Origin of the sequence: Hymenobacter cellulosilyticus, from assembly GCF_022919215.1 — a bacterium.
Classification (GTDB): domain Bacteria; phylum Bacteroidota; class Bacteroidia; order Cytophagales; family Hymenobacteraceae; genus Hymenobacter; species Hymenobacter cellulosilyticus.
The window spans coordinates 5,785,177-5,802,243 of sequence record NZ_CP095046.1 but is presented as its reverse complement, the minus strand read 5'-3'; the positions used below and the strand labels follow the sequence as shown (position 1 = coordinate 5,802,243).

Here is a 17,067-nt window from a genome sequence, read left to right as displayed (position 1 = left end):
GAAAGGGTAGGGGCGGGCGTAGTTTTGGGGTAGTTATTGCTGCTGCCCCACCCATGAAAGCGTCCCACCCCGCCCCACCCGTATTGCCGCACCCCGCGGAAGCCCGCAGCGCATTTGCGGCTTTCCTGGTTCATCCTCTGCCGGTCTTCGGCCTTAGCGTTACTCCCCAGCAGCTGATTTTTAGTTTGGCCGTACTTGTGTGCGTGTCGCCGCTGGGGTCCCCGCCGCTGGCGCTGCTGCTGGGGCTGGTCGTAGCCCTAGTTGTGGGCAACCCGTTTCTGAGCTTGAGCCGCCGGGTTACCAGCAAGCTGCTGCAGTGGTCGGTTATTGGCCTGGGCTTTGGCATGAATGCACAGGCCGCAGTACAGGCCGGGCGGGAAGGGCTGCTTTTCACGGTGGCCTCTATTAGCACCACGCTGGTACTGGGCTACTTTGTGGGCCGCTGGCTGAAGCTCAATCCCAAAACCACCCACCTTATTGCCAGCGGCACCGCTATTTGTGGTGGCAGCGCTATTGCGGCCGTGGGCCCGGTGCTGCGGGCCGATGAGTCGCAAATGTCAGTGGCCCTCGGGGCGGTGTTCATCTTGAATTCCATTGCTTTGTTCGTGTTTCCAATGCTGGGTCACGAACTGCACATGAGCCAGAACCAGTTTGGCCTCTGGTGCGCCATTGCCATCCACGATACCAGCTCGGTGGTGGGCGCGGCCAGCCACTACGGCGACCAGGCCCTGCAGATTGCCACCACCGTAAAGCTGGCCCGGGCCCTATGGATTATCCCGGTGGCCCTGGGCACGGCGTTTCTCTTCAAAACCCCGGGGGCCAAAGTCAAGCTGCCCTATTTTATTCTGGGCTTTATCGGGGCCATGCTGCTCAATACCTACGTGCCCGCCCTCCAGCCCCTGGCGCCGGTGGCTGTGAAGCTGGCCAAAATCGGCCTTACCCTAACGTTGTTTCTGATTGGGGCCGGCCTCTCGGCTCAGGTGCTGCGCTCGGTGGGCGTGCGTCCCTTCGTTCAGGCCTTGCTGCTGTGGGTGGTGATTTCCGTGACTTCGCTCTACGCCATTCTGCACACGGTCAGCTAAAGGCCGCAAGGCCGCGCCTCGAAGGTGCGACTTCTAAAACCGAAAGGGCCGTCCCAATACTGGAGCGGCCCTTTCGGTTTTAGAAGTCAAAGCCAAGGGCTTTATTTATCGTCGGCTTTCTTGCGGCCGGAACCGCTCTTTTTACCGCCGCCGTCCTGCTTGTTGACGGTGGCCCAGGCCCGGCGCTCGGCCTCGTCTTCCGACAAGCCGCGCTTTTCGTAGCCTTCCTCAATGTGTTCGGCCTGCCGCTTTTGCTTGTCGGTATAGGCCGATTTATCTCCTTGTGGCATGATGCAAGTGCGGGTTAGGTGAGACAATAACCAGTATGGGTTTTTGTACGCGGGCCTCCCAAGGGTGTTATGTCGAGCTTGCGGGCAGGGAGTTGCGCCTAGCTGCCTATCTTCGCCCACTCAACTCAGTGCCAACTCCTGCTGCTATGCGCCAGCTCGCCGATATTCCGCATCCGGAAGCCAAAATCACGCTCTTTTCCTGGAACGGGAAGTACCTTATCAAACTCGAAAAAGGCCCCTTCGAGCAAACCTACAAAGTCAGTGAAATGGATGTGACCAGCGAGGCCGACGTGCGCGAGCTGCTCGACGAGGAGTTCATTGCCGCTGCCGTGCTGCGTTTCACCCAAATGCGCCAGGATTTGCAGGCCGCCTTCGAACGGCACGATATTTACTAGTCGGCGGCTCAGCCGTCACCTTTTTGCCTGATTTTACTGTCCTATGAAATTCTTCTTCGCAACGATTCTGCTGGCCGGCGTGGTCGGCCTGGCAGCTCCGCGGGCCAGTGCCCAGCTCTACGAGGCCCGCACGAGCAGCGTCAACTTCGAGAAAAAAGAGCGTGCCGCCGTAAAGGTGCAGGTGGAAGGCACCGCCGCCTGGACGCGCGACTTCTGGCAGTCTTGGATTAAGGATACCTATAACATCCGTCTTAAAGGCGACGGCGTGTTCGGCGTCGGCAAAAAAGACGTGCTGATGGCTAAGCAAACCCCGGCTTCCAGCGTATCGGGCAAGCTCATTGACTTCTACTCCATGATTACCTCGCCCTCGGATACGACTTCGGAGCTGTCCATCTTCGCCGGCTTCGGCCCCGATACCTTCCTGGACCCCGACAAGACTTCGACCGAGTTTGCCGCCCTGCGCAGCATGGCCCAGAGCTTTGCCACTGCGGCCCGCCAGAAGGCCTATAAGGAGCAGATAGCCGAGGCCGAAAAGCAGCTTAAGGAGTCGGAAAAGGAAAAGGAGCGGCTGCAGAAGGAAATTACGACCCTGGAGGCCAACACGACCAGCAACCTGGCCCGCATTGAGGCCCTGAAGCAAACCAACGCCAGCAACGCCCTCAAGGCCCGCGAAGACTCGGTGAAGCTCGTCACCACCGGCCAGCAAATGGAGCTGCGCAAAATTCAGCTGCAAAAGCGGCGTGACCGTTTGTCGGCTTTGGACCGTAAATAACCCACGGCTCTTTAGCCCCAACCGCTGCCTAGTATGGAAAAAGACCCGTCCCCTCTCGATACCCTGCGCCAGCTCAAGGAATGGCTGGACGCGGGCACCATCACGCCCGCCGAGTTTGACACGCTGAAGCGCAAGTTGCTGTTCAGTGAGCAAAACGCGGCTACGCCTCCCGCCCCAGCTTCCCCGGTGCCACCGGTAGCGCCCATCACGCCCGCCAGCCCGGTACCAGTTCCGCCACTGGTGCCGCCGAGTGCTGTTACTCCGCCCTCGGGCGGAGGCTTCACCGACACGCCCACACCGCCCCCGGTAGTAATGGCGCCGCTGGTGTCGGAGCCCGAGCGGCCCGTTACGCCGCCAATTTCGTCGTTGCCGCCCGTTACACCCACGGCCCCGCCGGTAGTGCCCGTAAACCCTAGCAGCCCGACGGAAACCTATAGCTACACCCGGGAGCGGCCTGCCGAGCCGATTTATACCAACGTACCAACTGAAAGCTTCGAGGCCAACGAACTGCCCGACGAACCCGACGAAACGCCTTACGTGGCCCCGGCCCGCAACCCGCTTTCTACCGTGCTCATCGTGGGTGGCATTCTGGCTTTGCTGGCTTTGATTGCCTACCTCACGCTTGGCAACCGCGAGTCGGAGCACCTAAGCAGCAAGAGCCGCACCGAGCAGGACAGCCTAAGCACCACGCCGGAAGTAGGCCCCCAGGCCGAGCAGATTGACCTGCCGCCCGCTGCCGCTCCCGAAACCGTGCGCGTGGCCCCCGTAGTGCCGCCTACTGCTGCTCCGGCTGAGGATACCGCCACTACGACGGCGGCTCCAGCCGCTGAGGCAACGCCCGCCGCGCCGCCCGTCGACGAAAGCGCCGTGCGTAGCCGCATCGAGAGCACGCTTTCGGCCTACTACGAAGACATGAAAGCTGCGCCCTTCAGCGCCAGCCAGTACTTTTCCCCGTCCGTGGAGCGCTTCTACACCCTACAGAATACGACGCCGGCCGCCATCAACGAGGAGCTGACCAAAAGCCACTTTCCCGAGTTCCTGGAGGCTTCCACCGAAATTGAGCCCGGTAGCCTGCAAATCAGCGACGTAGCCAATGATGGTTCGCGCGTGGTTACGTTTCTGGAGAAAAGTCAGGCCTTCCGCCAGTCCCAGCAAAAGCACCAGCAAACCCGGGCCCAGGTGCGGGTCCGGTTTGATAAGAACTACAAAATCAAGTACCTGCGTCAGGAGCGCCTCCTGGAAAACACCTTCACTGACTAGGCTTGGCCGAATGACCAAAGAAAATAGCTCATGCACCGCGGTGCATGAGCTATTTTTGTATTCCAGCCCTGGTTTCCTATGCGTACTTCTCTTCTATTCCGGTCGGTTTGCCTGAGCGTGGCGCTGCTGGCCACGAGCAGCTTAAGCTCCTGCCTGAAGGTAATTAAGCCCGGCAAGCAATTCACCGCCTATCGGCCCGCCACCATGCCCGACTATGCCCAGCCCGACAACTGGGCCGCGCTGCCCACCCGCCGCGACTCGGCCGATGTGGTGCCGCTGGGCTCGGGGCTGCGCGACAACCAGAAAAACGCCGTGGCCGACGTGTTCTACGTGCATCCCACTACCTTCCTCAGGAGTGAGTCCTGGAATGCTGACCTTTCGGATGAGCGTTTGAACCGCTTTACTGACAACAGCACAATTCGCAAGCAGGCCACGGTGTACAATGCGGCGGCCCGTATCTACGCTCCGCGCTACCGCCAGGCCACGCTTTACTCGTTCTTCGACGAGAAGACCACCAATGGCAAGGATGCCCTCGAACTGGCGTACTCCGATGTAAAAGCCGCTTTCCAGTACTATCTGGCCCACTACAACCAAGGCCGGCCCATCATTATAGCAGGCCACAGCCAGGGCACGTTTCACGCCACCCGCCTGCTCCACGAGTTCTTCGACAACGACGCCAAGCTGCGCAAACAGCTCGTAGTGGCCTACCTCATCGGCTTCAAGGTAAAAACCGATGAGTACCAGGCTATGCGCCCCTGCGAAGATTCTACTCAAACCGGCTGCTACGTGGGCTGGAACTCGGTAGAGACGGGCAATGAGTACCCGCCCTTTGCCGGCGGCTTGGCTACGAATCCGCTCACCTGGACCCTTGACACTACCGTGGTTCCGGCCCGGTTGAATAGGGGAGGAGTGCCGCTGGCCTTTAATCGGATTGATACGGCCGTAGTAGGTGCTCAGGTGCACCGCGGCCTGCTTTGGATCAACGTGCCCAAGCCCATCGGCTACCCGCGCTTCCTGCTGCCCGGCCAGCCCCAGCTCCGCCACTCTTTCCACATTGCCGACTACGCCCTGTTCTACCTCAACCTGCGCCGCAATGCAGTTACCCGAGTGCAGGCCTACACCGCCCAGCCCCAACGCCCGTAAAGCTCCCTTATGAAGAATATCAATTGGCCCCGCGTTCTGATCGGCCTGCTGTTTTTGCTGTTGCTGGCCGCGCTGGCTAAGAATTTAATCGGTGGTGCTAGCCGGCGGAAGCATAACACTCCCGTTAGTCAGCCGCGGTAGGATATACCGTTTTGTGGGTACTCCCCGGGAAGCTAAATTCTTCAGTAAACTAAAACATACAGATAATCAGCACTCCAATTGCCAGCAGACAGGGTATGAAGGCCCCAATACTCAGTGCGGCAGCAGCGTCAATCTTTTGCTTTCTGTACAGTGCTATGGTAATGTAGCCGTTTGTGAGCAGCATCAGCAGAAGCACACCAATAAATAGGTTACCGCTTTCCTCTAGATAAAACGCGTACCCAAGCGCGACTACGTTAGCAGCTAAAGATGCTAGTACCGCTCCTAGAAACATAGGGTATTTGTACCAGGGCCATGTTGGTTCACGAGTCTCCATTACTTCTAAATATAGCAAAACAAAAAAGGCCCGCTGGTGAAAACCAGCGGGCCTTTTCAATAAACTAAACTTCTTACAGCTTAGGCACCGATGGCCACGCGCTTGAAGTCGGTTACGGTCATGCCTTTCGACGTTTTGTCGAGCAGCTGAGCGATGGTCAGCGAGTTGTCTTTCACGAACTCCTGGTTCAACAGGGTGTTTTCCTTGTAGAACTTGTTCAGCTTGCCCTGAGCAATTTTCTCCAGCATAGCCTCGGGCTTGCCTTCGGCACGCGCCTGCTCTTTGCCGATTTCAATTTCGCGCTCGGTGATCGAAGCGTCTACACCGTCTTTGTCAACGGCTACGGGCTTCATGGCTACGATCTGCATAGCTACGTCGCGGCCTACGGCAGCGATGTCAGCACCACCTACGTTCTTCAGGCCTACGAGTACGCCTTTCTTGCTGTCCGAGTGGATGTAAGAAGCTACTTTCTCAGCGGTCAGGGTAACGTAAGTCAGGTTCAGCTTCTCGCCGATTTTGCCCATCAGGTCGGTGATGTGCTCCTGAATGGTCAGGCCATCTTCTTCCTTGGTAGCCAGCAGCTCTTCCTGCGACGTAGCGTTGGTACGTACGGCAGCATCGAGGATGCGCTGTACCAGCTCGCGGAAGTTGGCAACCTTGGCTACCGATTCCGTTTCGCAGGCCAAGGCCACCAGCTTGCCGGTGGTGCCGTCTTCGCTTACAGCTACGGCTACAAAGCCTTCCGACGTTTCGTTGTCAGCACGCTTGTCAGCAATCTTCTGACCCTGCTTGCGCAGAATGTCACGAGCAGCTTCGAAGTCGCCATCGGCTTCGGTCAGCGCTTTTTTGCAATCCATCATGCCTGCACCGGTCATGGTGCGGAGCTTGTTCACGTCTGCGGCGGTAATTGCGGCCATTCTTGTGAGAGTTAAAAGGAGGGGATATTATGAGAGGATAGAACCGCTAGCGTACCAGCAGGTTCTCAATAGGCGAAAGAGGGGAGGAGTACCTAAAGAAAAAGGGAACACCGGAGCCGAGTGCTTCGCATGTTCCCCTCTTCTCAATAGGTAGCCGGACTATTCGTCGGCGGCCAGCTTCTCTTGGATGCCTTCGTCTTCCGACTGCTTCTTGTCCGCTTCGTCTTTGTCGACTTTGCGCTCCGACAAGCCTTCTTCGATAGCCTTGCTGATGATACCTACGATCAGCGAAATTGACTTCGAGGCGTCGTCGTTAGCAGGGATGGGGAAGTTTACCAGCTCGGGGTTCGAGTTCGTATCGCAGATAGCGAAAACGGGGATACCGAGTTTCTGGGCTTCTTTAACGGCAATGTGCTCACGCTTTACGTCCACTACGAACAGGGCAGCAGGCAGGCGGCTCAGGTCGGCAATGCCGCCCAGTACACGCTCCAGCTTCTCCCGCTCGCGCGACAGCATCAGACGCTCACGCTTTGCAAGTGCTGCGTAGGCCGTGTTTTCCTTCACCATCTTGTCGATGGTGCTCATTTTCTTCAGCGACTTGCGAACCGTGGCGAAGTTGGTGAGCATGCCACCCAACCACCGGTCGGTAACGAATGGCATTTTCAGGCGCTTGGCCTCTTCGGTAACGATTTCCTGAGCCTGCTTCTTGGTAGCAACGAACATTACTTTCCGACCGCTCTTGGCGATGTTGCGGATAGCAGTGGCAGCTTGCTCCAGCGAAACCAGGGTTTTGTTCAGGTCAATGATATGGATGCCGTTCTTCTCCATGAAGATGTACGGCGCCATTTTCGGGTCCCACTTGCGCGTAAGGTGACCAAAGTGGGCACCTGCGTCGAGCAGTTCTTTATACGTGGTGGACTGAGCCATGATAAAATTCCTCTGGGTTTAGCGTTTCGAGAACTGGAACGAACGACGAGCCTTGCGCTTGCCGAACTTTTTGCGTTCCACCATGCGGGGGTCACGGGTCAGGAAGCCTTCTTTTTTCAGGGCGGGACGCACTTCGGCGTTGTCACCCACGAGGGCTTTCGAGATGGCCAAACGGATAGCCTCAGCCTGAGCCGAGATGCCACCACCGCGCACGTTCACCTTGATGTCATACTGGTTGAGTTGCTCAACCGTGTTCAAAGGCTGGTTCACGATGTTTTCCAGGAGTTCATTGCCAAAGTAGGCTTTCATTTCCCGGCCGTTGATAGTGATATTCCCTTGCCCGGCTTGCATGTAGATGCGAGCCACCGAGGTTTTTCTTCTACCAGAGGTGTTGGAGATTTCCATTAATGAAAAATTAGAGAAAAAAAGGAAAGCTGGTGAGGCTTACAGGTTCTTCAGATCAACAGCTACCGGCTGCTGAGCTTGGTGGGGATGCTCGGCACCTTCGTACACGAACAGGTTGCGGAATTGCTCACGGCCCAGACGGTTGCCGGGCAGCATGCCGCGTACAGCGTGCTCGATAACGCGGGTCGAGGAACGCTCCATGACCTCACGCATCGACTTGCGCTTCTGGCCACCGGGGTAACCAGAGTGCGACACGTAAATTTTGTCGGTCATCTTTTTACCCGTCACGCGCAGTTTGTCGGCGTTGATAACGATAACCGAATCGCCGCAATCAGAGTTGGGCGTGAACGAAGGCTTGTGTTTGCCGCGGAGAATGTTGGCAACTTGACTGGACAGACGGCCCAGGGTGTTGTCACCAGCATCAATCACGACCCAGCCCTTGTTGGCGTTGGCTTTGTTGACGGACACCGTCTTGAAGCTCAGATGATCCATTGGGGAGTTGAGTAAGCGTTTGAAAATGAGATAGAACCCAGCTAGGGTTCGGGAAAAACGGACACAAAGTTACCCTTTTTCACTTACGAAGCAAAGGGCTGGACAGAATTATCCGCTTAAAACCCATTCACTTACCCGCGTTGACGGTTTTTGACTATTCGCCATTCGTCCCAAAACCAGTGGTGTTTGCTACTACGGGAGCATTAAAGCTTAGCTATACTGCCGCAGGGTGTCGACCAGCACCCGGAAATCCTTGGGGTAAGGGGCTTCCACGGTTACTTCCTCGCCATTAAGAAGGGCAAACGTCAGCTTGGCCGCGTGCAGGGCAAAGCGTTTGATGAAGGGCTGCTCTTCCTCCCCATCCTTCATGTTAAACTTCTTCTTTAGGGTCGAGAGGTAGAAGTCTTCACCGCCGTACACTACGTCGCCCACGATGGGGGCCTGCAGATACATCAGGTGCAGGCGGATCTGGTGCATACGGCCGGTAATAGGTACACACTGCACTAGAGTGTGGCGGGCAAAAGGCTCCAGGGTGGTGAAGTAAGTTTCGGCGGGCTTGCCTTTGTAGGCCAGGCGTGCCTTGCCCTTGGTCGTGGTTTCAATGCTGCGGTCCACCAGCTTGTTGTCGAACTGGTGTACGCCCCAGGCCACGGCGTGGTAAAGCTTCTTGACCTCGCGGTTCTCGAACTGCATGGAGAGGTGGCGGTAGGCCTCCGGGTTTTTAGCCAGGGCCAGGGCGCCCGAGGTTTCCTTGTCGAGGCGGTGGCAGGCCTGCATGTCGTCGGAATACTCCCGGGCCATGCGCAGGATGTTGGGCGCGCCGCCTACCCGCTCGTCGAGCGTGGCTAAGAACGGCGGTTTGTTGATGACCACGAAGTCGTCGTCCTCAAACAGAATCAGGTCTTTAAAATCTAAGTGCTTCTTCATAGCGGGCCGCAAAGGTACGCCGAAGTCTTGGGAAGCTTAGGCTTCGGGCGCACTAACTTCTGTCGGAGCTTTGGGCAGGCGGGGCTTGGGCAGTTTAAACTCCAGGGTAGTGCCCACGCCTACCTCGCTGCGCACCCGAATCACCGACTTATGGGACTCTACAATGTGCTTGCTGATGGCCAGGCCCAGACCCGAGCCGCCGGAGTCGCGGGAGCGGCTTTTGTCGATGCGGTAAAACCGCTCAAAGATGCGGTTCTGGTGCTGCTTCGGAATACCGGCTCCGTCGTCGCGCACGGCCACGCGTACGGTTTTGCTGCTTTCCACGAGGCTCACTGTGACGTGGCCGGCTTCCTTGCCGTACTTGATGGCGTTGTCAATCAGGTTGACCAGCACTTGCCGGATGCGGTTCCGGTCGGCCAGCACGGGCAGGTGTTCGGTGTCGAGGCTAGGTGGGAACAGCTCCAGCGTCACGTTGCGCTGAGCGGCTTTCATCTCCAACTGCTCGAAAATTTCCCGGACCAAGGCTGCCAGGTCGAAGTTCTGCTTGCGCATGCGCACCACGCCTTTTTCCAGCTGGGAAATAGTCACCAAGTCCTGTACCAAGGCGTCGAGCGTGTCGAGGCTGGTAGCGGCTTTATTCAGGAATTTCTGGCGCAGGAAGTCGTCGTCCATGTCGCCATCCAGCACGGTGTGCAAAAAGCCCTGGGCGGCAAAAATGGGTGTTTTGAGCTCGTGCGACACATCGGCCAGAAACTCCCGGCGCAGCACCTGCAGGCGTTTGAGCTCGTCAATCTCCCGTTCCTTGCGCTCAGCCATTTCCAGGATTTCATCCCGCATGCGCTTCAGTGGCTCGGGCCGAAACAGAAACTTGTTGGACAGCCGCCGAAACTCCTTGCGCTTGATATTCTCCAGGCCGGCGTAGATGTTGTTGATTTCCCGGAAGAGCAGGGCCTCAAACGATAGATACACCAGCAGAAAACAGGCCGCCACCGTGATACCCATAGCCAGGGAAGCCTCCTGAAACGGCAGCGTAGGCGCTATCCAGGCAAACGTAACCAGCACGCAGGCCACAAGCAGCGCAATCAGGATGGCAATAGTGCGGGACGAGATATTCACCGGGCAAAAGAGAAATTACGACATAAAAATACGTCTGTCATCCGAAGCCTCCTACCGTGAGTAGACTTCGGATGACAGACGAGTGGCGGCAGCCAGCGGCAGCTTAATCAGCGTTGAACTTGTAGCCGACGCCCTTGATGGTCTGGATGTGGTGGTCCCCGACTTTCTCCCGGACTTTGCGCACGTGCACGTCCACGGTGCGGGCCAGAACGAAGACGTCGTTGCCCCAGATGTTCTGCAGCAGCTCCTCGCGGCCAAATACCTTATGAGGGGAGGCGGCCAGAAAAGCCAGCAGCTCAAACTCCTTCTTGGGCAGGGAAATCTTGCGGCCTTCCTGGAACACGGCAAAGCCGGTGCGGTCAATGGTCAGCCCGTTGATTTCAATGGTTTCCGACACGGCCGAGGTTTCATGGTCGCGGCGCACGTAGGCAGCAAGGCGGCTCATTAGGGCCCGGGGCTTAATGGGCTTAGCAATAAAGTCGTCGGCACCGGCGTCGAAGGCGGCTACTTCCGAGAATTCCTCGGCCCGGGCCGTCAGGAAGATAATGTACGTTTCCTTGAAGCGTGCCATGGCCCGCAGCTGCCGGCAGGTGTCGATGCCGTCGAGGTGGGGCATCATCACGTCGAGCAGAATGATGTCGGGCCCGAATTGGGGCGCAACTTCCAGGGCTTTGCGGCCGTCGGGGGCGCTGGCCACGATATAGCCTTCTTTGCGCAGGTTGTACTCAAGCAGTTCCACGATGTCCGGGTCATCATCGACTACCAGAATCTTGTAGGCGTTGGAGGAAGGAGTAGGGTGCACGGGTCGTGGGGTTTGGGGGTAAAAGAAAATGCGCGAGGACAAAAATACCTCCTGGCGGATGGTAGCGCGTGTTACCTTTTTGTGAACCGGACTGGCCGGCGCCGGCGGCTGCCGCAGATTTTGCCCGGGCCGCACCACCGGCGGTGGGCAATGCCGGTTCGGGATGAGACTCTGCAAAAGAGGCTTAGCGCTCTTTTTGGGCAAGGTTTCCGTTAGCGGCATAGCGTGGAGCTTGGTTGATAAGAGGAAAGAATGAACTCAGACAAGGGCGGAAGAGCATAAAAAAAGCGACCCGGGCGGAGTCGCTTTTAGAAACGGAATCAATTTTTGGCCACCAGGTTCAACCGGTTTCGCAGGCCTTGGTACTTGTACATATCGACTTTGACGGAGCCAACGAACATTTCAGCCTGAAACAGCACCGGGATTTTATTCCGGTCGTCGGAGAGGTATACCGACACGGCGTTTTCTCCTTTGAAAATCTTGTTTTCGGGCATCTTCGGAACCAGGCGGATGGCGCGAATCACGCCGGCTTTGGTTTCTACCGTTTCCTTACCCTTGTAGGTCACGTCCATGTTGAACACTTCATCGTCGAAGAAGCCCTGCACCCGGATGACCTCCCCGATTTTGCGGTTGTCGTAGTTCAGGGTCCGCAGGAAGTAGAAGCCGCTGACGATGTCCTGAATGTTGTCGGGCGTTTTGAAGGTGCCTTTCTTGGCCGGGTCCTGCTTGCGGTGGGTTTCCACCTGCACCACGTTTTTATCGTGGTCGAACTCCATGTACTCCTTTTTGCGGAAGCTGTTTTCCTCGATATTCTGAAAAAAGCGCTGGGGCAGGATGCTGGTCGTATCGATGTAGGAGCGCCAGGTGTCGCGGATGCGCAGGAAAAAGTCGAAGGAGCCGATGGTTTTTCCCGTAACGGTGGCCTTATAGCAGGGTCGGTCGTTGACTTTATGAATCTCGTCGGAGAGCTCCACCGTGGCTTCGGCCGCGTTGATCAGGCCGTAGTGCACCTTGTAGCGCAGCACCTCACCTTTGGTAAAGCTATGATTGGGAATAGTGCGCTCAGTCTTGGCTGTGTCAAACGACCACAAAAACGCACAAAAAGCAAGAAGCAACGGGGAAAACAGAAGCCAGCGACGGTTCATTGAAAACGGCAAAATGGTTTTGGCCGATGCTTATTCAAACGAGATGCCAGCAAAGATACCAGTAACTGTAGAAACAACATCGTACTTGGGCAAAAGGAACGCAAATGCGCGTCAGGGGTTCTTTTACCCAATTTCAGCCCAATAAGATACGCACAAAAAAAGCCTCTCCACTTTCGTAGAGAGGCTTTCTCGATAAACCGGGAAGCTTACTCGTCGTCTTCCTCAGCAATTGACTCGTCGGTGGGAATGGCGGCCAGCGCTGCTGCGGGCTCACCTTTCACCATGTCGCGAATCTGCTGCTCGATTTTGTCGGCCAGCTCGGGGTTGTCGAGCAGAATCTGCTTGACGCCCTCCCGGCCCTGACCGAGGCGGTTACCGTCGTAAGAGAACCAGGAGCCCGACTTGGCAATGATGCCCATGTCGACGCCCAGGTCGAGAATCTCGCCGACTTTGCTGATGCCTTCGCCGTAGATGATGTCGAACTCAACCACTTTGAACGGTGGCGCTACTTTGTTCTTCACCACCTTCACCTTGGTGCGGTTACCGGTCACGTTGTCCTTGTCTTCCTTGATCTGGCCGATACGACGAATGTCGAGACGAACCGAAGCGTAGAATTTCAGGGCGTTACCACCGGTCGTGGTTTCGGGGTTGCCGAACATCACGCCGATTTTCTCACGCAGCTGGTTGATGAAGATGCAGCAGCAGCCGGTCTTGTTGATGGTACCGGTCAGCTTCCGCAGGGCCTGGCTCATGAGGCGGGCCTGCAGGCCCATCTTGGAGTCGCCCATGTCGCCTTCCAGTTCGCCTTTGGGCACCAGAGCAGCTACGGAGTCAATTACGATGATGTCGATAGCACCCGAGGAAATCAGGTGGTCGGCTATTTCCAGTGCTTGCTCACCGTTGTCGGGCTGAGCAATCAGCAGGTTGGTTGTGTCGATACCCAGCTTTTCAGCGTAGGTTTTGTCGAAGGCGTGCTCGGCGTCGATAAACGCGGCGATACCGCCTTTCTTCTGGGCCTCGGCGATGCAGTGCATCGTGAGCGTCGTTTTACCGCTCGATTCAGGACCGTAGATTTCAACGACCCGGCCGCGGGGCAAGCCGCCGATGCCGAGCGCAATATCAAGACCGAGCGAGCCGGTGCTGATGGCCGGAATATCGACCACGCGCTCGTCGCTGAGCTTCATGACGGTGCCTTTACCGTAAGCTTTGTCAAGCTTATCCATCGTGAGCTGAAGCGCCTTCATCTTCTCGATGTTCGGATTGACAGCTTTATCAGTGGTGGGTGCAGCCATTGGAATGGGGTTAGGGATAAATGCTTAGGTTTGGTGAATGTAGGCGTTTTAGGCCGCTAAAACAACCCGATCAGGCCCTTTTACGACATCTGACGAGGGGTGTTCTTGGTCGGCAATGGGTAACACAACCGGGCTATATTTTGTCCCCACAATGCTAAAAAAATTTGCTGAATTTCGGGGTATAAACCAATGCTAAAATTTTTGTCAAAGGTACTGCCTGATTGCCAGGCAAAACCACTCGGGTTGGCTTTTCTAAGCTTATTTTTTTTGTTTAGTAGCGTACCAAAAAGTTGGGCTCAGCTCAACAACCGGGCTTTTTACCGGCCCATTGACCTGCGGTCCGAGAACGACCAGCAGCTGCGGTTGCAGGTCAGTAGCCTGCTGTTTAATAAGGACAATGAGTACTTCAACAAGATTGACGACGGCCGCACATACTACGGAGCCCAGCTAGCCCCGCGGCTGATTTACTTTCCCAGCCCCAAGTTTCGGCTGGAGGCCGGCGTCTTTCTGCAAAAAAACTACGGAACCGACCGGCTCCGGATAGTGCAGCCCCTGTTCACGGCCATTTACCAGCACGGTCCGCACCGGCTGTTGCTGGGCAACATACAGGGCAATGTGCAGCACGGCTATATCGAGCCCATGTTCGATTTCGAGCGGATTCTGACCACGCCGCTGGAGGAAGGCACGCAGTACCTGCTTACCACCCGTCACCTGACCCTGGACGCCTGGGTAAACTGGCAGCGGCAGCAGTACCCCAACAGCAATTTTCAGGAGGAGGTAGCCGGTGGCCTGGCGGCGGAAGCTACGGTGCTGGAAGACTCTTTGGGCTGGCGCGTGGGCATCCCGTTCCAGTTTACCGGCAAGCACTTGGGCGGGCAGATTGACACCTTGGATAAGCCCCTGCAAACCTACTTCAACCTGGCCACCGGACTGCGGGTGCGCAAAAAGCTGCCTTCGGACCTTTTCCGCGCAGTTTCCTTCGATGGGTATGTCACGCAGTTCATCGACTACTCCTTTACCCAGGAACTGGCCTTCAGCAAAGGCTATGGGCTTTACCTGAACGCCGGCCTGGATACCAAGCTTTCCAACCTGCAGGTGGCTTATTGGAAAGGCAGCCGCTATTTTTCCCCGCTGGGCGGCCGGCTCTACCAGTCTATTTCGTCCACCGTCAGTGACCCGGGTTACACTGAGCGCAACCGGGAGCTGCTAATTCTGCGGGTGCTGCGCGACTATCAGCTGGCCGATCAGCTGGTGCTGACTACGCGCTTTGAGCCGCTGTATGATCTGGGCAACAAGTCTATTGACTTTTCCTTTGCACTGTATCTGAACTTCAACCAGGAATTTCTGCTCACTACTCTGGGCCGAAAGAAGTAGCTGATTTCGGCCCGTGCTAGTCGGAAGAGGTCGGCGTAAGGCTGTAATAATAGATTTCGGGCTGGTTTTTCTGGGCCACAGGCGGGGCTTGGCCGGCAACCGCCGGAAGCCGGCCCGCTCGGCTACGGCACAGCTGCGCGGGTTGGTGGCGTAGCAGCGAATATCGAGACGAGTGGCACCTAACGGGGCCCTGAACCCGAAGACTACGGCAGCTTCCAAGGCTTCCTGGGCGTAGCCGTGGCCTTCGGCGTCGGCGGCCAGATAGTAGCCGATTTCGGCCGTTACGGCGCGGCTCCAGACCGGCTTCAGGCTGATGTCACCCAGGTAAGCGCCCGACGCTGTATGCCAGATGCCGAGTACCAGCAGGCGGCGCGAACTCCAGTCCTGGGTGTAGCCTTGCAGCACCTGCCGGGCGTCGTCTAGGGTCTGAACGGCAGCCACCCGGGAAGGAAAGGCGGGCTGCAGCCGGGCCCGCTCCTGGTCGATAACGGCGAAGAAGGCTTCCGCATCGGCGGCGACGTAGGGGCGGAGCGTAAGGCGCGGCGTGCGGATGGGCGTACGGGCAGGGGCTGGGGGCAGCTCAACAATATTCATAGGAACACAACCAGAATACCTTTGGCTACACGTAGCCGCCGCCGGAAGGTTGGCACCCGTTCGGGCGCGTTGGGGATAACCTCCACCGGAGAATGCCGTTAGTTTTTGGGACTTCCGTGCGCTACGGACTGCTAAATCAGGTCGGTGGGCAGAAGTTTTACGAATCTATCTAACGACACAACCAACAGCATCATGACCAGAAGATTGGAAGGCAAAGTAGCTATTGTTACCGGCGGTGGCGCGGGTATTGGCGAGGCCATCAGCAAGAAATTTGCCCGCGAAGGCGCCGCGGTACTCGTCGTGGGCCTGGCCGAAGACCCGGTGGGCGAAGTAGTAGAGGAAATTGTGGCGGCCGGAGGGCGGGCTGCGGCTTTTACCGGCGACATCTCCACCCAGGCTACTGCCGAAGCCTGCGTGCAACAGGCCGTGGAGCTGTTTGGTAAGCTCGACGTGCTGGTAAACAATGCCGGCGTGTTTCCGGCTACCGACGAGCTGGATAAGTACCCGGTGGAGGCCTTCGAGTATATGATTAAGAACAACATCTACACCGCGTTTCACATGAGCCGGGCCGCGCTGCCGTATTTGCAGAAAACCCGAGGCAACATCATTTCGGCGGGCTCGGAGGCCGGACAGATGGGTTCTCCCAACATCACGCCCTACGGCGGCACCAAAGCCTGGGTCATGACTTTCTCCAAGGGCCTGGCTGTGGAACAAGCCAAATACGGGGTGCGCGTCAACTGCGTGGGCCCAGGCCCGATTGATACGGCCTGGACGCACAAGGAAACCGGCCCGATGGATAAGAAGATGGAAAAAAACACGGTGGAAGGCGTGCCAATGGGCCGTCGGGGCACACCCGAGGAAGTGGCCAATGTGTACCTGTTCCTGGCCTCCGACGAAGCCAGCTACGTAACCGGCGCCACATACTTCGTGGATGGCGGCGTGACTTCCTCCAAGAGCTTGTCGGGTGAGGAAGTGCCGAGCGAGCTGAAAAAGGAGCCGGCTGGCGAGCTGGTTTTGTCCCACTCCCAGGATGGGCACGCCGAAATCCGCCCCCAAGATACCGGCCACATGAGCAGCTAAAGAGGCAGGGACAATGTCCCAACAAAAAAGCCACCTCGGGTTGAGGTGGCTTTTTTGTGGAGTTCAAACCCAGCTTATTTTTTCAGCGCGACGCCGGTACTCAGGTGGGGGTGCTGGTACTGCACGGGGCTGCCCAGGGCCTGCTGAATCCGCATCACGTTAACTAAGCGGGCTGTTTCGTTGAAGTATTCCAGCCGACGAATCAGCATTTCCTTGGTCAGCACGCGGCCTTCTGGCGTGCGCATAAAAGAACGTTTGTCTTCCAGAATGCGGCGCATAATGGCTTCGGTTTCGGCCTCCTGCCGCACGTACTGCTCCTCAAACTCAGCCAGCCGGGCTACGCCTTCGGTGGTGAGGCGGTAGGTAGCGCCGCCCGTGTTCAGGACTTCGCAGAGCACGTATACTTCCAGGGGCAGCGAAACTTCCAGGGGCGTCGTGCGCAAATCAAGGCCGGCCCGCAGCGCGTCGAGGATGATGCCGATGTTGCGCTCAAATTGCTGATAGTAGCCGAGAACTTCCACGTTGGAGAGAGTTAGGTGTTGATTGCTGAAAGTGGGATGATAGTTCACTATCACCCAG

18 protein-coding genes and 1 pseudogene are annotated in these 17,067 nt (G+C 57.2%); 7 read left to right on the top strand and 12 right to left on the bottom strand.

Annotated features, from left to right (window positions below; all coding sequences use genetic code 11):
* Nucleotides 1-53: 53 nt before the first annotated feature.
* Nucleotides 54-1,082 carry a YeiH family protein gene (locus MUN79_RS28395; protein WP_244675796.1) on the top strand — a complete coding sequence of 343 codons (1,029 nt, stop codon included), beginning with the start codon at nucleotides 54-56 and terminating at the stop codon, nucleotides 1,080-1,082.
* A gap of 101 nt (nucleotides 1,083-1,183) precedes the next feature.
* Here MUN79_RS28395 and MUN79_RS28390 read toward each other — a convergent pair whose 3' ends face one another.
* Nucleotides 1,184-1,372, bottom strand: coding sequence for a hypothetical protein (locus MUN79_RS28390; protein WP_244675795.1), 189 nt, complete (start codon nucleotides 1,370-1,372; stop codon nucleotides 1,184-1,186).
* Nucleotides 1,373-1,518: 146 nt separating this feature from the next.
* Here MUN79_RS28390 and MUN79_RS28385 point away from each other — a divergent pair, with 146 nt between their 5' ends.
* From MUN79_RS28385 to MUN79_RS28370, 4 genes are all read left to right on the top strand, one after another.
* Nucleotides 1,519-1,767 (top strand): hypothetical protein, encoded by a 249-nt coding sequence (locus tag MUN79_RS28385; RefSeq protein WP_244675794.1) that lies wholly within the window; start codon nucleotides 1,519-1,521, stop codon nucleotides 1,765-1,767.
* A gap of 43 nt (nucleotides 1,768-1,810) precedes the next feature.
* Nucleotides 1,811-2,539 carry a hypothetical protein gene (locus MUN79_RS28380; RefSeq protein WP_244675793.1) on the top strand — a complete coding sequence of 243 codons (729 nt, stop codon included), beginning with the start codon at nucleotides 1,811-1,813 and terminating at the stop codon, nucleotides 2,537-2,539.
* 33 nt (nucleotides 2,540-2,572) lie between these two features.
* Nucleotides 2,573-3,799: an SHOCT domain-containing protein gene (locus MUN79_RS28375; RefSeq protein WP_244675792.1), complete on the top strand. Its 1,227-nt coding sequence runs from the start codon at nucleotides 2,573-2,575 to the stop codon at nucleotides 3,797-3,799.
* 78 nt (nucleotides 3,800-3,877) lie between these two features.
* Entirely contained in the window at nucleotides 3,878-4,942 is a 1,065-nt protein-coding gene (locus tag MUN79_RS28370; protein WP_244675791.1) for a DUF3089 domain-containing protein, read from the top strand.
* Nucleotides 4,943-5,497: 555 nt separating this feature from the next.
* Here MUN79_RS28370 and tsf read toward each other — a convergent pair.
* The 9 genes from tsf to recA form a co-directional block, all read right to left on the bottom strand.
* Complete coding sequence (tsf, locus tag MUN79_RS28365) at nucleotides 5,498-6,334, bottom strand: translation elongation factor Ts (protein WP_244675790.1); 837 nt, start codon at nucleotides 6,332-6,334, stop codon at nucleotides 5,498-5,500.
* 159 nt (nucleotides 6,335-6,493) lie between these two features.
* A complete protein-coding gene (gene rpsB / locus MUN79_RS28360; RefSeq protein WP_100337368.1) occupies nucleotides 6,494-7,261 on the bottom strand; it encodes a 30S ribosomal protein S2 in 768 nt (255 codons plus the stop codon).
* A gap of 18 nt (nucleotides 7,262-7,279) precedes the next feature.
* Entirely contained in the window at nucleotides 7,280-7,666 is a 387-nt protein-coding gene (rpsI, locus tag MUN79_RS28355) for a 30S ribosomal protein S9 (RefSeq protein WP_100337369.1), read from the bottom strand.
* A gap of 39 nt (nucleotides 7,667-7,705) precedes the next feature.
* Nucleotides 7,706-8,158 (bottom strand): 50S ribosomal protein L13, encoded by a 453-nt coding sequence (gene rplM, locus MUN79_RS28350; RefSeq protein ID WP_244675789.1) that lies wholly within the window; start codon nucleotides 8,156-8,158, stop codon nucleotides 7,706-7,708.
* Nucleotides 8,159-8,368: 210 nt separating this feature from the next.
* Nucleotides 8,369-9,085, bottom strand: coding sequence for an RluA family pseudouridine synthase (locus MUN79_RS28345; RefSeq protein ID WP_244675788.1), 717 nt, complete (start codon nucleotides 9,083-9,085; stop codon nucleotides 8,369-8,371).
* Between the two features lie 36 nt (nucleotides 9,086-9,121).
* Nucleotides 9,122-10,201, bottom strand: coding sequence for a sensor histidine kinase (locus tag MUN79_RS28340; protein ID WP_244675787.1), 1,080 nt, complete (start codon nucleotides 10,199-10,201; stop codon nucleotides 9,122-9,124).
* Between the two features lie 103 nt (nucleotides 10,202-10,304).
* Nucleotides 10,305-11,003 carry a response regulator transcription factor gene (locus tag MUN79_RS28335; RefSeq protein WP_226172425.1) on the bottom strand — a complete coding sequence of 233 codons (699 nt, stop codon included), beginning with the start codon at nucleotides 11,001-11,003 and terminating at the stop codon, nucleotides 10,305-10,307.
* A gap of 320 nt (nucleotides 11,004-11,323) precedes the next feature.
* Nucleotides 11,324-12,118, bottom strand: coding sequence for a DUF3108 domain-containing protein (locus tag MUN79_RS28330; RefSeq protein WP_244675786.1), 795 nt, complete (start codon nucleotides 12,116-12,118; stop codon nucleotides 11,324-11,326).
* A 236-nt stretch (nucleotides 12,119-12,354) separates the two neighbouring features.
* Nucleotides 12,355-13,440, bottom strand: a complete 1,086-nt coding sequence (gene recA / locus MUN79_RS28325) for a recombinase RecA (protein ID WP_244675785.1) — start codon at nucleotides 13,438-13,440, stop codon at nucleotides 12,355-12,357.
* A gap of 267 nt (nucleotides 13,441-13,707) precedes the next feature.
* On the opposite strand from recA, the gene MUN79_RS32415 reads away from it, so the two are divergent.
* Nucleotides 13,708-14,814 carry a lipid A deacylase gene (locus tag MUN79_RS32415; RefSeq protein WP_511177051.1) on the top strand — a complete coding sequence of 369 codons (1,107 nt, stop codon included), beginning with the start codon at nucleotides 13,708-13,710 and terminating at the stop codon, nucleotides 14,812-14,814.
* A 114-nt stretch (nucleotides 14,815-14,928) separates the two neighbouring features.
* Here the strand turns inward: MUN79_RS32415 and MUN79_RS32410 are convergent.
* A pseudogene (locus MUN79_RS32410) lies at nucleotides 14,929-15,408 on the bottom strand (GNAT family N-acetyltransferase); the annotation flags it as partial.
* A gap of 192 nt (nucleotides 15,409-15,600) precedes the next feature.
* Here MUN79_RS32410 and MUN79_RS28315 point away from each other — a divergent pair.
* On the top strand, nucleotides 15,601-16,488 hold the full coding sequence (locus MUN79_RS28315) for an SDR family NAD(P)-dependent oxidoreductase (protein ID WP_244675783.1): 888 nt from the start codon (nucleotides 15,601-15,603) through the stop codon (nucleotides 16,486-16,488).
* A gap of 74 nt (nucleotides 16,489-16,562) precedes the next feature.
* Here MUN79_RS28315 and MUN79_RS28310 read toward each other — a convergent pair whose 3' ends face one another.
* A complete protein-coding gene (locus MUN79_RS28310; RefSeq protein ID WP_244675782.1) occupies nucleotides 16,563-17,009 on the bottom strand; it encodes a hypothetical protein in 447 nt (148 codons plus the stop codon).
* Between the last annotated feature and the right edge of the window lie 58 nt (nucleotides 17,010-17,067).

Coding starts and splice junctions, on each gene's coding strand:
- MUN79_RS28390 (WP_244675795.1), bottom strand. CDS start 1,372: ATGCCACAAGGAGATAAATCGGCCTATACCGACAAGCAAAAGCGGCAG.
- MUN79_RS28315 (WP_244675783.1), top strand. CDS start 15,601: ATGACCAGAAGATTGGAAGGCAAAGTAGCTATTGTTACCGGCGGTGGC.
- rplM (WP_244675789.1), bottom strand. CDS start 8,158: ATGGATCATCTGAGCTTCAAGACGGTGTCCGTCAACAAAGCCAACGCC.
- tsf (WP_244675790.1), bottom strand. CDS start 6,334: ATGGCCGCAATTACCGCCGCAGACGTGAACAAGCTCCGCACCATGACC.
- rpsI (WP_100337369.1), bottom strand. CDS start 7,666: ATGGAAATCTCCAACACCTCTGGTAGAAGAAAAACCTCGGTGGCTCGC.
- rpsB (WP_100337368.1), bottom strand. CDS start 7,261: ATGGCTCAGTCCACCACGTATAAAGAACTGCTCGACGCAGGTGCCCAC.
- MUN79_RS28395 (WP_244675796.1), top strand. CDS start 54: ATGAAAGCGTCCCACCCCGCCCCACCCGTATTGCCGCACCCCGCGGAA.
- recA (WP_244675785.1), bottom strand. CDS start 13,440: ATGGCTGCACCCACCACTGATAAAGCTGTCAATCCGAACATCGAGAAG.
- MUN79_RS28375 (WP_244675792.1), top strand. CDS start 2,573: ATGGAAAAAGACCCGTCCCCTCTCGATACCCTGCGCCAGCTCAAGGAA.
- MUN79_RS28385 (WP_244675794.1), top strand. CDS start 1,519: ATGCGCCAGCTCGCCGATATTCCGCATCCGGAAGCCAAAATCACGCTC.
- MUN79_RS28345 (WP_244675788.1), bottom strand. CDS start 9,085: ATGAAGAAGCACTTAGATTTTAAAGACCTGATTCTGTTTGAGGACGAC.
- MUN79_RS28380 (WP_244675793.1), top strand. CDS start 1,811: ATGAAATTCTTCTTCGCAACGATTCTGCTGGCCGGCGTGGTCGGCCTG.
- MUN79_RS28370 (WP_244675791.1), top strand. CDS start 3,878: ATGCGTACTTCTCTTCTATTCCGGTCGGTTTGCCTGAGCGTGGCGCTG.